Below are 14,535 nucleotides of genomic sequence, written 5' to 3' on the forward strand. Positions count from 1 at the left end.
TGGAGCAGGAACGGGAAGGCAGCCTGTGCTGTACACCGATTTCTCGTGTCGAGCCTTGAACTTAAGACTCATGCGGCAGGCAATTCTCAACCCGGCGGACTTGTCCTATGCTCCGCCCTGGAGGAATGAGGCATGCTTTCGGGTTCGGTCATCTTTGCCTCGGCCTTCGCCTATCTGCTGCTGCTGTTTGCAGTGGCTAGCTATGGCGACCGGCGGGCCAGGAGGAACAGCGCTGCGCTGAAGGGCAGACCGCTCGTCTATGCGCTGAGCCTTGCCATCTATTGCACCTCCTGGACCTATTTCGGCGGCATCGGCCTTGCTGCCGAACGCGGACTCGAGTTCACCGGCATCTATATCGGCCCGATCCTGATGTTCACGCTCGGCATGCCGCTGATCCGCAAGATCATCCGGCTGGCCAAAACCGAGAAGCTGACCTCCGTCGCCGACTTCATCGCCGCCCGCTACGGCAAGAACCCGGCGGTGGCAGCCATCGTCGCGCTGATCTCGCTCGTCGGCGCCATTCCCTATATCGCGCTGCAGCTGAAGGCGATTTCGAGCTCGGTCGCAGCGATGATCAACACCAGCGACTACGGCATCGGCGCAGGGCAGAGCTACGTCGATCTTCCCCTGCTCGTCACATTGTTTCTCGCCTGCTTCGCCATCGTCTTCGGCACGCGCCATACGGACGCAACGGAGCACCAGGACGGCCTGATCCTTGCGATCGCGATGGAATCGCTGGTCAAGTTGGTGGCGCTCGTCACCGCCGGCTTCTACATCGTCTTCGTCATCTTCAACGGACCGGCTCACCTGTGGTCGCTGGCTGCAGAGAGCCCCGCCGTGCAGTCGGCGCTCTCCTACGAGACCCCTATCGCCCGTTGGGTGCTGTTGATCGTCACGTCGGCTTTCGCGATCATCATGCTGCCCAGGCAGTTCCACGTGACGGTCGTCGAAAACCGCACCGAAGGCGAGCTTCGCACCGCCGGCATCCTCTTTCCGCTCTACCTGATCGGCATCAATCTCTTCGTGCTGCCGATCGCGATAGCCGGCATCCTCACCTTTTCTGGTTCCGGCGACGCGGATCTCTACCTGCTGACCTTGCCGCTCGCCAACGGCCTGCCGGTGCTGACGCTGATCACCTTCATCGGCGGTTTTTCGGCAGCGACCGCGATGGTGATCGTCGCATCCGTGGCGCTGTCGATCATGATCTCCAACGATATCGTCATGCCGGTGTTCCTGCGCCGCAACCTCAGCCAGCGCGGCGGCTTGCAGGAAAACCTCGCGGGAACGCTGCTCAACATTCGCCGTTCGGCGATCTTCGTGGTGTTGTTGCTCGGCTATGGCTACTACCGCTCCGCCGATATCAGCGCCGGCCTCGCCTCGCTCGGCCTTCTGTCTTTCGTCGCCATCTCGCAGATGGCGCCGGCGCTGCTCGGCGGCCTCATCTGGCGACAGGCCAATGCCCGCGGCGCGATCACCGGCATGGTCTCGGGCTTCCTCGTCTGGGCCTATCTGCTCTTCCTGCCGAGCCTTGGCGGACCCGACAATTCCCATGTGGCGACGACGATCTTAAGCTTCCTGTTGCCGTTCACCGACCTCTTCTCCGGCCCCAACGCCGATCCGCTGGTCAACGCGACGGCGCTCAGCCTGCTCGTCAACTGCGCCACCTATGTTCTCGGATCGCTGACCCGCACACCGAAGCCGATCGAACGCTTCCAGGCCGGCGTGTTCATCACCCGGCGGTCGCGAACCGAAGGCGCCTTTCGCGGCCGCAAGACCAAGGTCACGGTGCGCGACCTCAAGGCGACGATCGCCCGTTACATGGGTGCTGAGCGCATGCAGCGCTCGTTCCATACGTACGAGCGCCAGACCGGCCGCTGGCTGGACGACAATGCGCCAGCCGACATGGCCGTGGTGCATTTCTCCGAGCAACTGCTCGGAAGTGCCATCGGCTCCTCCTCGGCGCGGCTGGTGCTGTCGCTGGCGCTGCAGCGCGGCGACGACACATCGTCCGAGACGGCCTGGCTGCTCGACCAGGCGAGTGAGGCGCTGCAATACAATCAGGATATGCTGCAGACTGCGCTCTCGCAGATGGACCAGGGCATCGCCGTCTTCGACAACGCCAACAACCTGATCATCTGGAACCGGCGCTTCCGCCAGCTTCTCGACCTGCCGGAGGCAGCCGGCCAGGTCGGCTTCCCGCTTGCCGATATCGTCTCGATCCTCACCAAGCGCGGCGATATTCGCAAGGATCAGGAAAAGGGGCTGGTCGCCAACTTCCTGACGCTCGACAAACCCTTCCTGCTCGAACTGGGCAACGGCGAGCGCATCATCGAAGTGCGCACCAACGCCATGCCCGACAAAGGCATCGTCACTACCTATACCGACATCACCCAGCGCGTCGCCGCCGACATGGCGCTGAAGCAGGCGAACGAGACACTGGAACTGCGCGTGGCCGAGCGCACCGGCGAATTGACCCGGGTGAACCGGGAGCTCGCCGAGGCGCGCGCGGCCGCGGAAGAGGCCAATATCGGCAAGACCCGGTTCTTCGCCGCCGCCGGCCACGATATCCTGCAGCCGCTGAACGCCGCCCGCCTCTATTCCTCGTCGCTCGTCGAGCGGCTCGGCGAGTCCGACAACAGCACGCTGGTCGAAAACATCGATTCCTCGCTGGAATCGGTCGAGGCCATCCTCGGTGCCGTGCTCGACATATCGCGCCTCGACACCGGCGCCATGAAGGCGCGGATACAGTCCGTTCCGCTCAACGAGCTGCTCAGAAGGATCGAGACCGATTTCGCCCCGATGGCGCGGGCCAAGGATCTCGAACTCATTATCATGCCGACATCGCTCGTCGTGCGCAGCGATCCGAACCTGCTGCGCCGCGTCGTCCAGAACCTGGTCTCCAACGCGATCAAATACACCCTGGCCGGCAAGGTGCTCGTCGGGGTGCGCAGACATGGCGCCATGGCGACGATCGAAGTGCTCGATTCCGGCATCGGCATTCCCCAGTCGAAGTTCCGCACCGTCTTCAAGGAATTCGCCCGGCTCGACGAAGGCGCCCGCACGGCGTCCGGTCTTGGGCTCGGCCTTTCGATCGTCGACCGCATCTCGCGCGTGCTCAACCATCCCGTCAGCCTGCAATCGACTCCCGGCAAGGGCACGGGCTTCAAGGTGACCCTGCCGCTTGATGCCAGCGCCGGCGAACGGGTCGCTGTCCGTCCGGTGCCGCAGAGCAAGGCAAGCGAGGCGCTGAACGGCCTGCGGGTGCTCTGCATCGACAACGAACCGCGGATCCTCGAGGGTATGCGGGTGCTGCTGTCAGGTTGGGGCTGTATCGTCAGTACGGCGGAATCGCTTTCTGCCTGTTCCGAATTCGGCGTGGAGCCCGGCGAGAAGCCACACGCCGTCATCGCCGATTATCACCTCGACGACGGGACCGGCATCGAGGCGGTCGCCCGCATTCGGGCATCGACCGGCGAAGCGACGCCGGCGCTGCTCGTGACGGCTGACCGCTCGCCGGAAGTGCGCGCCGCGGCCGAACGCGACGGCATCGCGATCCAGAACAAGCCGGTGCGCCCGGCGGCGATGCGCGCCTGGCTGACGCAACTTTCGACGGCGGCACGAACGGCTGCGGAATGAACGGCTCCCACGTCGTGGGGCCGCCTGGGACGAGCAAAAATCACAAAGCCAAGGCTGGCCGCATCAGGCGGCGGCGACGGTGCCGATCTTCGAAAGCTGGATGACCGCCTGGGTGCGGCTGTCGACATTGAGCTTTAGCAGGATCGCCGAGACATGCGCCTTGATCGTCGCCTCGGAGACGCCGAGTTCGTAGGCGATCTGCTTGTTGAGCAGGCCCTCGCCGAGCATGCTGAGGACGCGGGACTGTTGCGGCGTCAAGGTCTGCAGGCGCTGGAGCAGATCGGCGACCTCGGGTTCGTATTCCTGGGCCTGGTCGTAGCCCGCGGGAACGAAGACCTCGCCGGCCATCACCTTCTCGATCCCCTCGCGGATTTCCTCGATGCCGGCCGATTTCGAAAGAAAGCCGGACGCGCCGAGATCGAGCGCGCGATGGATCGTCGCCGGGTCGTCATGGGCGGAAACCACCATGACCGGCAGGCTCGGAAATTCGGCGCGAAGTGCGATCAGACCGGAAAGCCCGCTGACGCCGGGCATGGTCAGGTCGAGCAGCATGAGATCGGCGTCAGGGTTGTCGGCCGCCGCCTTGCGCGCGGCTGCGAAATCGCCGGCTTCGACGATGGCGGGCGCGCCGTCCACGCCGCTCAGTGCCTGGCGCATTGCGCCCCGAAACAGCGGATGGTCGTCCGCGATGATGATGGTCATGTCCGGTGTCATGCTGCTCCCTCCCAAGAGCCCGGGCTGAAATCTGCACGCCCCCACGCGCCGATCCGCATCCCGCATGGCCGATCCGGAAACTCAGGTCTTCTGCGGCTCCTGAGCGGGGTCGCTGCCTTCGAGATCCTTCACGATATCCATGAACCTACGCATCATTCTTTCCATGATGCCCATTGCCCGGTCAATCTCTTCCTCAGCCGGAAGGTCCTGTTTTGCGACACTTTCACCGGCTTTGGCCGCCTTTTCCAAAGCATCGACCCGCTTCGTCAGGAGGTCCAACTCCTGTTCAAAAGCGGCCCGCTCGTCGGCGGCCATGCGGCACACCAACTGGCCGTCCTTCTCCTGGCAGAGCGATACCTCGCCGGTCTGGGTATCGAGCCGGGCGATACCGGTGTCGGACTTCTGCATGCTGTAGCGTCCGGGGGACGGATCCTGCGCGCTGGCGCCGCCGGCCAGAGCTAATCCGGTACCGAACAGAAGTATGGCAGCAGCGTTTTTCATGACATCTTCTCCGTTACGATCCTTGTCGGAACATCACATGTGCGCGAACGAGAAGAGCGTAATCGGTCTTCACCGCCGATTATGCGCGAATCGTCGTCCTTCTGCGATGGACAATCGCCGATATTTACGGCAAGGCCACGACAGAAGATTACGGGGACAGACGGGCACCATGAGTTCCATCATCTACAAAATCGTTCCGGCATTGCTGTGGCAGGAAGCCAAGCGCAGCGGGCGCTTCGACGGCGCGCCGGTCGATCTCGCCGACGGTTACGTCCATTTTTCGACCGGTGAACAGGTGGTCGAGACGGCAGCGCGCTACTTCGAGGGACAGGAAGGCCTGCTTCTGGTCGCCGTCGACGGCGACGCACTTGGCGAAGAGCTGGTCTATGAACCCTCGCGCGGCGGCGCCCTCTTCCCACATCTCTATGCCCCCCTCTTCCTGTCGGCCGTTCTCTGGGAAAAGCCCCTGCCGCTCGGCGCTGACGGCGCGCATATCTTCCCGGAACTTGATGCATGAATCCGCTGACCAGCCTTGCCCGCCGCGGCCTTTTCCTCTTCGATCCGGAGGCCGCGCACGGCCTTTCGATCAAGGCGCTGAAGACCGGGCTCGTGCCGAACTGTCCCGCCAAGGCCGACAAGCGGCTTGCGCAGACAGTCGCTGGCATCGTTTTTCCGAACCCGATCGGCATGGCGGCCGGCTACGACAAGAATGCAGAGGTGCCGGAAGCACTTCTGAAGATCGGCTTCGGTTTCACCGAGATCGGCACCGTCACGCCGAAGCCGCAGGCAGGCAACGACAAGCCGCGCATTTTCCGCCTGGTCGAGGACGAAGCGGTGATCAATCGCCTCGGCTTCAACAATGAAGGCCATGGCGCAGCGCTGGCGCGGCTGAAGGCCTGTTCGCGCGATGCGCTGATCGGCGTCAATATCGGCGCCAACAAGGACAGCGCCGACCGCATCGCCGACTATGTCAGCGGCATCCATACGTTCTACTCGGTCGCCCGCTATTTCACCGCCAACATCTCCTCGCCGAACACGCCGGGTCTGCGCGACCTGCAGGCGCGCGAAAGCCTCGCCGCCCTGTTGTCGGCGGTGCTTGCCGCGCGCGACGAAGAGGCGCTGCGCAGCAATCGCCGTGTTCCCGTCTTCCTGAAGATTGCGCCCGATCTCACCGAAGAAGGCATGGACGATATCGCTGCCGAAGTGCTGGCACACAATCTCGACGGCCTGATCGTCTCCAACACGACGCTTTCGCGCGACGGCCTCAAGGATCAGGCCCAAGCGAAGGAGTCCGGTGGCCTCTCGGGCAAGCCACTGTTTGAAAAGTCCACGGCGGTGCTTGCCCGCATGCGCAAGCGTGTCGGCCCGAAGCTGCCGATCATCGGCGTTGGCGGCGTCAGCTCGGCCGAAACCGCGGCCGAAAAGATCCGCGCCGGCGCCGATCTGGTTCAGCTCTATTCCTGCATGGTCTATGAGGGCCCTGCCCTGCCGGGCCGCATCGTACGTGGCCTCTCGGATCTCTGTGAGCGCGAGCGTCTCACCTCGATCCGCGATATCCGCGACAGCCGTCTCGACTACTGGGCCGGCAGGAACGTCTGACGCGCCTTCATCGGGATCCGCGACAAGAGGAACAGCCCGCGCATCAACAGGAACAGGTTGAGCCCCGCCCACAGGCCATGATTGCCGAAGGCGGGGACCAGCACGGCGAGCGCTGCGGCATAACCGACAAAGGCCGCCAGCATCATGTTGCGCATCTCGCGCGACCAGGTGGCGCCGATGAAGACGCCGTCCATCAGGAAGGCGAGCGCGCCGGTCATCGCCGTCACTGCCGCCCAGGGCAGATATTCGTAAGCCGCCGCGCGAACATCCGGGGCCGTCGTCAGAAGATCGATGAGCCTGCCGCCGAACAGCAGGAAGGCAACGGTCGTCACCAGTGCAAGCCCCAGCGACCAGGCCGCCGTCAGCCGCAGCGCACGGTCGAAGGCCGGGCGGTAACGGGCGCCGATCGAGCGGCCGATGAGCTGTTCCGCCGCATTGGCAAGGCCGTCGAGATAGTAGCCGGCAACGAGGAAGATCGTCATCAGCACCGCATTGGCGGCAAGCGTCACAGGCCCGAAGGCGGCGCCGATGCGGGTCATCAGCGTGAAGGCGGCCAGAAGCAGGAACGAGCGGATCATGATGTCGCGGTTGAGGCCGAAAAGCGGCTTCAGCCGCTCGCGATCGAAGATCTCGGCCCAGCTTGGCGCATCCTTTCTGTCGAAACGGCCATAGACGATGGCAAATCCGGCGAGAGACCCGATCACCTCGCCGGTAACGGTCGCCAGCGCCACCCCCATAACACCCCAGCCGAACACCAGGCCGAGCAGGATCGACAGCACGATGTTGATGCCGTTGATCAGCGTCTGCAGCATCAACCCGATGGTGCCTTCGCCGCGGCCGAGCACGAAGCCAAGGATGGCGTAGTTGGCAAGCGCCGCCGGTGCCGAAAGGATGCGACAGAGAAAGTAGGTGCTGGTGACATCAGCCACTTCAGGCTCCGGTCCCATCAGCCAGAGGCCGCCGGACAAAAGCACCGGCGAAACGAGCAGGCTGATCGTGCCGCAAACGAGCGCGATGATCAGCGATCGCCAGAACACCGCCTGCTGCTCGCGCCGGTCGCCGCGGCCATAGGCCTGAGCAACCAGGCCCGTGGTCGCTGCCCGCAGGAAGTTGAAGCTGGTGAAGATCAGGTCGAACAGGATGGCGCCGACGGCAAGGCCCGCCAGCAAGGTTGCCTGCCCCATGCGGCCGACAACGGCGGTATCGACGAGGCCTAGCAAGGGCGTGGTCAGGAAGCCGAGCGTCATCGGCAACGCGATCGCCAGGATCAGCCGATGGGTGACATGGAACGGGCCGGCAGCGTCGCTCGGCGAGGCGGAAGAGGCGGTCATCGAACGGTCCGGGCGTGGTAGGTGAGAGATGACCGTTTTAGGGAATGAGCATGGGGGGATGCAAGCGCGTCGTGCAGCTCGGCGAAAACGTCCCAATGCGGCAAGAGCCCCTCACCCTAGCCCTCTCCCCCGCAAGCGGGGAGAGAGGACGTGGCGAACGCAACGTCACCCCCGGCATCGATCGAAGGAAAGTCCGGATATCAGTCACAGTGAATTGGAAGGGCGCGGCAAGCCTCCTTCTCCCCGCCTGCGGGGAGATTGTCCGGGCAGGGGATGAGGGGCGCAGTTCCATACGAATGCGGACGCTATCAGCCCGAAAGTACCATCGCCCAGAACGGACGGTTGCCGGAGGCTGCGTTCTGCGCGACGGCAACGCCCAGGCCACGGTAATTGCCGAGCATGTTTTCGAGATGCTTGGGCGACCTGTACCAAGCGTCATAGGCGCGTGCGGCATCGTCCTGGCCCACGGCGATGTTTTCGGCGGCCGGAAGCGTCACGCCCTGGCCCTTCATGCGGTCGTAGAAACTGTCGTTCCAGCCGATCAGGTGCTGCATCTTGCCGGCCTTGGCCATGCGCGCCGCCTGGTTCATCGCAGCGACGGACGCCGCATGGTCGGCGACGAGCTCGGTCAGGCCCTTGCCCTTGCGCAGCTTGTTGACATAACCGAGGCTCGCTGCGGTCTGGTCGCTGCCGGTGCCGCTTTCGGGCATCAGCACCTTGGACGTCGTGCAGCCGGCAAGTGCGCCGAGCGAGAGGATGGCGGTCGCACGCAGCAGGCCGCGGCGTTCGATCAGAAGAAGGCGGTCCTGCATCGTCAACGCCGAAAGTTCAGGACGCGCAGGATGACGAAGGCCGGCACGACGATCACGGCGCCGAGCAGCAGATAGTCGCCCACCCGACCAAGCGCTGCAAAGCCGGTGTACCAGAGGTCGAGCAGGAAGTTGCGGACGGCGAAGTAGATATCGGTCGGATACCAGCCGAACATCCTCATCACGAAGCCGACGAGGATCGACACCACGATGAGCTTGACCAGCACACGCAGCGGCGAGTCACCCAAGAATCTGTTCATTCCGTCCGACATCAGCGAACTTCTCCTGTTTGTCTTCACATAAGCCGCGATCGGCAGCGTCGCAAGTCACCGGCCCCGGTGGGCACGGCCCGCGCTTCCGATCGCGCCAGATTCCGCTTGTATTTTGCGGCATCCGGCGTCAGAAGCGCTAATCGCAACCAACATCTCACATTGATGACGCTCAACCAGCTCTCCTCCGGCGACCTGATCGCCGACCGCCGCGCCGACTACGCAAAAATGCTTGCCGAGGGCGGCGAGCCCGCAAGTGCGGCCGAACTCATGGCGCAAGCGCTGGAACAGGCACCCAACTGGGCAGCCGGCTGGTTTCGGCTCGCGGACTATGAAGAAAAATCTGGCCGGAAAGAGGCGGCGATCGAAGCGCTGAGGAAAACGCTGGCGCTCAGCCCCCAGGATATCTTCGGCGCCGGCCTCAAACTGGCTCTGCTTGGCGCTGCGGCCATGCCCGAACAGCCCCCGAGCCTCTATGTCGAGCGCCTCTTCGACGACTATGCCGATCGCTTCGACAAGGCCCTGGTGGAAAAGCTCGGCTACACCGTGCCGCAGAAACTCGCAGCCCTCATTCAAAGTCATATCGGGCAAAGCCACACGGGAGGCCTCATCTTCGAGCATGTGACGGATCTCGGCTGCGGCACCGGCCTCTTCGGCGAGCGCATCCGGGATCAGGCACAGTTCCTCGAAGGTTTCGACATCTCCATCAATATGCTCGCCAAGGCCGAGGCGAAATCCACCTACGATCGGCTGGCCCGCGCCGATCTCTCTCTTTCGCCGGAGGTTTCCGGCATCTTCGGCAACTTCGCCACCGCCCGAGCCGATCTCGTCAGCGCCGCCGACGTGCTCATGTATCTCGGCAATCTCGACAGTGTCTTCGACATCACCACGCGCCTGCTCACCCCTCAGGGCCATTTTGCGTTCTCGGTAGAGGACGCCGGCGAGGGGGAGGAATTCCTGCTGCGGCCGTCGCTGCGCTACGCTCACAGCGAGACCTATGTCCGCGGCCTCTGCGCAACGCATGGACTGGAGCTTGTGGCCATGGAGCACACGGTCATCCGCATGGATGCGGGAGAGCCAGTCTTCGGCATCCTGTTCCTGGCGCGCAAGCCTGCATAAAACGCAAGGCAGAGTCGCAAAAATAGGTCAGCATAACTGACATATTTTTCTTGATTGTTGTTGTGCATTGCAGCATTGCTCAAGCCATCGCAATCGAGGATTTGCCATGGCCCAGATCAGCAGCGTTTTCGGTCTCTGGAACACCAGCCCGACGCGGCACTCCGCCGTCGAGGACCTGCAGGGCATCTTTACCGGCAGCCTGATTGCGGCGCTCGGCCTCTATTTCCTCGCAAGCGCCGGCCTTTTGACCGGCAGCACGGCGGGCGTCGCCTTCCTCTTGCACTATGCTTTCGGCATCAATTTCGGCCTCGCCTTCTTCCTGCTCAACCTGCCGTTCTTCTATCTTTCGCTGAAGCGGCTGGGCCCGGCCTTCACGGTCAAAACCTTCATCGCCATCGGCGTGACCTCGTTCCTGACAGACATCCAGTCGCGCCTCTTCCAGATCGGCACGATCCAGCCAGCCTGGGCGGCCCTGCTCGGCGGACTTCTGCTCGGCTACGGCCTGCTTGCGCTCTACCGCCACCGCGCCAGCCTCGGCGGCGTCGGTATTCTCGGCATCTATCTGCAGGAGCGCTTCGGCATTCGCGCCGGCCTCGTACAGCTTGCGATCGACATGGTCGTGCTCGTCTTCGCCTTCGGCGTGACCTCGCCCACAGTCGTTGCCTGGTCGGTACTCGGTGCCGTCGTCTTGAACCTGTTCGTGGCCATCAACCACCGCGCCGATCGTTACATCGCGCTCTAGAACGCCGTGCGTTCATCTGAACGCGGATGCTCTAGGATGCAGAGCAGCTAGCCCCGAAGCGGACCTCGGGGCTAGCTGGAAGTTCCTCACGCGAAATCAGGCGGCCTTGACCGGCTGATCGACCGGATGCTGCGAGCGCAGGCCGACAGCGACACGGTTCCAGACATTGATGACGCCGATCGCCATGGTGATCTTGGTGATTTCAGCCTCGCTGAAGTGCGCGCGCAGCGGCTCGAAATCCGCCTCGGGTGCGCCGGTCTGGGCAAGGTTGGTCAGCGATTCCGTCCACGCGAGCACGGCGCGCTCACGCGCGTCATAGATCGGCGATTCCCGCCAGGCGCAGATCAGGTGAATCCACTGCTCGCTCATACCGGTGTGGCGCGCCTCTTTCACATGCATGTCGATGCAATAGGCGCAGCCGTTGATCTGCGAGGCGCGCAGCTTGATCAGGTGGATCAGGCGCGGCTCCAGGCCGGATTCCTTGACGATGTAGCTGTCGAAGGCGGCCGCGGCCTTGTAGGCATCGGGAGCGGCTTGAACGAAGTTGAAACGCGGCTGCATGGACTCTCCTTGGGCTTAACGGGTTGATGGGGGTCAGGCGCTGGCGGACGATTTGCGCTCGTTGATCGCCAGAAAGGCTTCGGTTCGCGCCCATACGCTGCCGTCATCCTTGGCGTTGAGGTCATCCAGGATGCTGGCGATGGTCACGCGCCTGAGTTCGGTGCGGTAGGCCTGCTCGGCTCTCAGCATCGCAACATTGATGGTGCAGGGCGCGGTCGGCTTGCAGGCATAGGGATTGGGACCGCGCAGCCGGATCTCGTTGCACCGGAACGCCGGCTCCGGGCCTTCGACCGCAAGCACGATATCGAGCAAGGTAATCTTCTCCGGCGTCTTCGCGAGCCGGTAACCGCCCTTAGGACCCGGAACCGCCTCCAGCAGTCCGGCACCGGACATCGCCTGCAGGTGCTTCAAGAGATAGCTCGTAGAGACGCCATGGAACTCGGCAAGAGCGGCCGCCGACAGGGTGCTGCCGGGCTGAAGACAGCTCAGCATCGTCACGCTGTGAATGGCCTGCTCGACCCCGTCACCGAGTTTCATGGGCACCTCCTTAATCGTGGATAATTTTTATCTATGATTAAGCCGAGAGTCAATGCCTGTGATTGCACCCATCGGACAGGCTTCTCTTTTGGCGGATTTGATCTACCTTTGTTCTCCGTGAACAGGATCGATTCCAGAGAGCCGCAGGGCGATGCCCTGACCCTGCCCGCTCCCTTTCTGCGCTGGTTCGGCGAGAAGGGCTGGCGGCCGCGTGCGCACCAGCTGGAGCTGCTCGCCCGCGCCGAGGCCGGGGAAAGCACGCTGCTGATCGCTCCGACCGGCGCCGGCAAGACGCTCGCCGGCTTCCTGCCTTCGCTGGTCGATCTCACCCGGCGCGGCAAGATCCCGCCGGGCGCAGCCTTCGTCGGCATCCACACGCTCTACATCTCGCCTCTGAAGGCGCTCGCCGTCGATATCGAGCGCAACCTGATGAAACCGGTCGGCGAAATGGGACTGCCTGTGCGCGTCGAAAACCGTACCGGCGATACGCCGACCGCCAAGCGTCAGCGACAAAAACTCAATCCGCCCGACATCCTGCTGACGACGCCGGAGCAACTCGCGCTGCTGCTCGCCAACAGCGAGGCGCAACGCTTCTTCAAGGACCTGCGCTACGTCGTCTTTGACGAGCTGCATTCGCTCGTCACCTCCAAACGCGGCCATCTTCTCTCCCTCGGTCTGGCGCGGCTGCGCCGGCTGGCGCCCGGCCTGCAGACGATCGGCCTTTCGGCAACGGTCGCTGACCCGATGGATCTGCAGCGTTGGCTGGCGCCGCAAGAGCCGGACGCGCACAACCATGCCGGTCTCGTCCAGGTCCAGGGCGGGGCCAAGCCGCAGATCTCCATTCTGAAGACCGAGGAGCATGTGCCCTGGGCCGGGCACTCGGCACGCTACGCCATCGCCGATGTCTACGAAGCGATCAAGGAGCACGGCACCACCCTGCTCTTCGTCAACACCCGCAGCCAGGCGGAGCTGCTCTTCCAGGAGCTCTGGACGATCAACGACGACAACCTGCCGATCGCGCTGCATCACGGTTCGCTCGACGTCGCCCAGCGCCGCAAAGTCGAGGCGGCGATGGCGGAGAACCGCCTTCGGGCGGTCGTTGCGACCTCGACGCTCGACCTCGGCATCGACTGGGGCGATGTCGATCTCGTCGTGCATGTGGGCGCACCGAAGGGCACGAGTCGCCTTGCCCAGCGCATCGGCCGCGCCAACCACCGCATGGACGAACCGTCGAAGGCGATCCTGGTGCCGGCCAACCGCTTCGAGGTGATGGAATGCCAAGCCGCACTCGACGCCAACTATATCGGCGCGCAGGACACGCCACCCGTCGGCAAGGGCGCTCTCGACGTGCTCGCCCAGCACGTGCTCGGCATGGCTTGCGCCGCGCCTTTCGATCCGCTCGCATTGTTCGATGAAATCACCACCGCCTCGCCTTATGCGACGCTCGCCTGGGAGACCTTCGAGCGCGTCATCGATTTCGTTGCGACCGGCGGCTATGCGCTGAAGACCTACGAGCGCTATGCCCGCATCCGCAAGACCAAGGACGGGCTCTATCGCGTCTCCAATCCGCTGGTGGCGCAACAGTACCGGCTGAACGTCGGCACCATCGTCGAATCGCCGATGCTCAACGTGCGTTTGGTCAAGCGCAACGCGCGCGGCTCGCTTGGCCGCGGCGGCATGCCGCTCGGCAAGGTCGAGGAATATTTTCTCGAAATGCTCTCCCAGGGCGACACCTTCATGTTCTCCGGCAAGGTGCTGCGTTTCGAGGGCATCCGCGAAAACGAGTGCCTGGTCAGCCAGGCCTTTACCTTCGATCCCAAGGTGCCGAGCTATGCCGGCGGCAAGTTCCCACTCTCGACTTACCTCGCCGAGCAGGTCCGCAGGATGCTTGCCGATCCGGCGCGCCGGGCAGCGCTGCCGGAACAGGTGCGCGACTGGCTGTCCTTGCAGAAGGACGTCTCGATGCTGCCGCGCGAGGACGAGCTTCTGATCGAGACCTTTCCGCGCGGCAGCCGCCATTACATGGTCATCTATGCCTTCGAAGGGCGGTTGGCGCACCAGACGCTCGGCATGCTGCTTACCCGCCGGCTCGATCGCGCCGGGCTGAAACCGCTCGGTTTCGTCGCCACCGATTACTCGCTAGCGGTCTGGGCGCTCGACGACCTCGGGGCCACCTTCGAGCTCAGGCGCGGCGCGCTTGCCGATCTCTTCGACGAGGACATGCTCGGCGACGACCTCGAAGCCTGGCTCAACGAATCCTTCCTGCTCAAACGGACCTTCCGCAACTGCGCCGTCATCGCCGGCCTCATCGACCAGCGCCATCCCGGCAAGGAAAAGACCGGCCGGCAGGTGACGGTCTCGGCCGACCTCATTTACGACGTATTGCACGCGCACGAGCCGGATCACCTCCTGCTCGAAGCGACCCGCAACGATGCGGCGACGGGGCTTTTGGACATCGCCCGCCTCGGGGATATGCTGAAGCGAATCAAGGGCCACATCACGCATCGACGGCTCGACCGGATCTCGCCGCTGGCGGTGCCCGTCATGTTGGAGATCGGCAAGGAAATGGTCCAGGGCGAAGCGCAGGACTTCCTGCTTTCGGAAGCCGCCGACGACCTGATCCACGAGGCGATGGGCGGTCTGGATGTGGATTGATAGGAAAATGGTTTCGAGAATGAGCAGTCTGTCGATGTCGGCGGGTTCCCCCCCTCTGGCCC

General features: G+C 63.8%; 13 protein-coding genes. 6 read left to right on the forward strand and 7 right to left on the reverse strand.

The window, feature by feature from the left end; translation table 11 throughout:
- Nucleotides 1–132 precede the first annotated feature (132 nt).
- Nucleotides 133–3,636, forward strand: coding sequence for a PAS domain-containing hybrid sensor histidine kinase/response regulator (locus tag IB272_RS02985; protein ID WP_060581874.1), 3,504 nt, complete (start codon nt 133–135; stop codon nt 3,634–3,636).
- Between the two features lie 63 nt (nt 3,637–3,699).
- Here the strand turns inward: IB272_RS02985 and IB272_RS02990 are convergent, their stop codons facing one another.
- On the reverse strand, nt 3,700–4,350 hold the full coding sequence (locus tag IB272_RS02990; RefSeq protein WP_034797087.1) for a response regulator transcription factor: 651 nt from the start codon (nt 4,348–4,350) through the stop codon (nt 3,700–3,702).
- Nucleotides 4,351–4,431: 81 nt separating this feature from the next.
- Nucleotides 4,432–4,851 (reverse strand): hypothetical protein, encoded by a 420-nt coding sequence (locus IB272_RS02995; protein ID WP_034797089.1) that lies wholly within the window; start codon nt 4,849–4,851, stop codon nt 4,432–4,434.
- 169 nt (nt 4,852–5,020) lie between these two features.
- Between IB272_RS02995 and IB272_RS03000 the strand changes: the two genes are divergently transcribed.
- Nucleotides 5,021–5,368, forward strand: coding sequence for a DUF952 domain-containing protein (locus IB272_RS03000; RefSeq protein ID WP_034797103.1), 348 nt, complete (start codon nt 5,021–5,023; stop codon nt 5,366–5,368).
- Complete coding sequence (locus IB272_RS03005; protein WP_060581873.1) at nt 5,365–6,450, forward strand: quinone-dependent dihydroorotate dehydrogenase; 1,086 nt, start codon at nt 5,365–5,367, stop codon at nt 6,448–6,450. Before IB272_RS03000 ends, IB272_RS03005 begins: the two co-directional genes overlap by 4 nt.
- Here the strand turns inward: IB272_RS03005 and IB272_RS03010 are convergent.
- From IB272_RS03010 to IB272_RS03020, 3 genes are all read right to left on the reverse strand, one after another.
- Nucleotides 6,426–7,781: an MATE family efflux transporter gene (locus tag IB272_RS03010; protein WP_060581872.1), complete on the reverse strand. Its 1,356-nt coding sequence runs from the start codon at nt 7,779–7,781 to the stop codon at nt 6,426–6,428. The genes IB272_RS03005 and IB272_RS03010 overlap by 25 nt on opposite strands.
- A 308-nt stretch (nt 7,782–8,089) precedes the next feature.
- Complete coding sequence (locus IB272_RS03015) at nt 8,090–8,593, reverse strand: CAP domain-containing protein (RefSeq protein ID WP_060581871.1); 504 nt, start codon at nt 8,591–8,593, stop codon at nt 8,090–8,092.
- A gap of 2 nt (nt 8,594–8,595) precedes the next feature.
- Nucleotides 8,596–8,862: a DUF6460 domain-containing protein gene (locus IB272_RS03020; RefSeq protein ID WP_034797119.1), complete on the reverse strand. Its 267-nt coding sequence runs from the start codon at nt 8,860–8,862 to the stop codon at nt 8,596–8,598.
- 162 nt (nt 8,863–9,024) lie between these two features.
- On the opposite strand from IB272_RS03020, the gene IB272_RS03025 reads away from it, so the two are divergent.
- Both IB272_RS03025 and IB272_RS03030 read left to right on the forward strand, forming a co-directional pair.
- Nucleotides 9,025–9,978 (forward strand): methyltransferase, encoded by a 954-nt coding sequence (locus tag IB272_RS03025; RefSeq protein ID WP_060581870.1) that lies wholly within the window; start codon nt 9,025–9,027, stop codon nt 9,976–9,978.
- Nucleotides 9,979–10,084: 106 nt separating this feature from the next.
- On the forward strand, nt 10,085–10,720 hold the full coding sequence (locus IB272_RS03030; RefSeq protein WP_034797123.1) for a YitT family protein: 636 nt from the start codon (nt 10,085–10,087) through the stop codon (nt 10,718–10,720).
- A gap of 96 nt (nt 10,721–10,816) precedes the next feature.
- On the opposite strand, the gene IB272_RS03035 is transcribed toward IB272_RS03030, so the two are convergent.
- Together IB272_RS03035 and IB272_RS03040 are read right to left on the reverse strand one after the other, a co-directional pair.
- Nucleotides 10,817–11,281, reverse strand: coding sequence for a carboxymuconolactone decarboxylase family protein (locus IB272_RS03035; RefSeq protein ID WP_089043243.1), 465 nt, complete (start codon nt 11,279–11,281; stop codon nt 10,817–10,819).
- A 33-nt stretch (nt 11,282–11,314) separates the two neighbouring features.
- Entirely contained in the window at nt 11,315–11,818 is a 504-nt protein-coding gene (locus IB272_RS03040; protein WP_060522333.1) for an Rrf2 family transcriptional regulator, read from the reverse strand.
- Nucleotides 11,819–11,926: 108 nt separating this feature from the next.
- Between IB272_RS03040 and IB272_RS03045 the strand changes: the two genes are divergently transcribed.
- The gene (locus IB272_RS03045; RefSeq protein WP_060581867.1) at nt 11,927–14,473 is read left to right on the forward strand and encodes a ligase-associated DNA damage response DEXH box helicase; all 2,547 of its coding nucleotides are present in this window, start codon (nt 11,927–11,929) and stop codon (nt 14,471–14,473) included.
- The last annotated feature ends 62 nt before the right edge of the window (nt 14,474–14,535 follow it).

This window comes from Ensifer sp. ENS08, assembly GCF_014852195.1.
GTDB lineage: Bacteria > Pseudomonadota > Alphaproteobacteria > Rhizobiales > Rhizobiaceae > Ensifer > Ensifer adhaerens.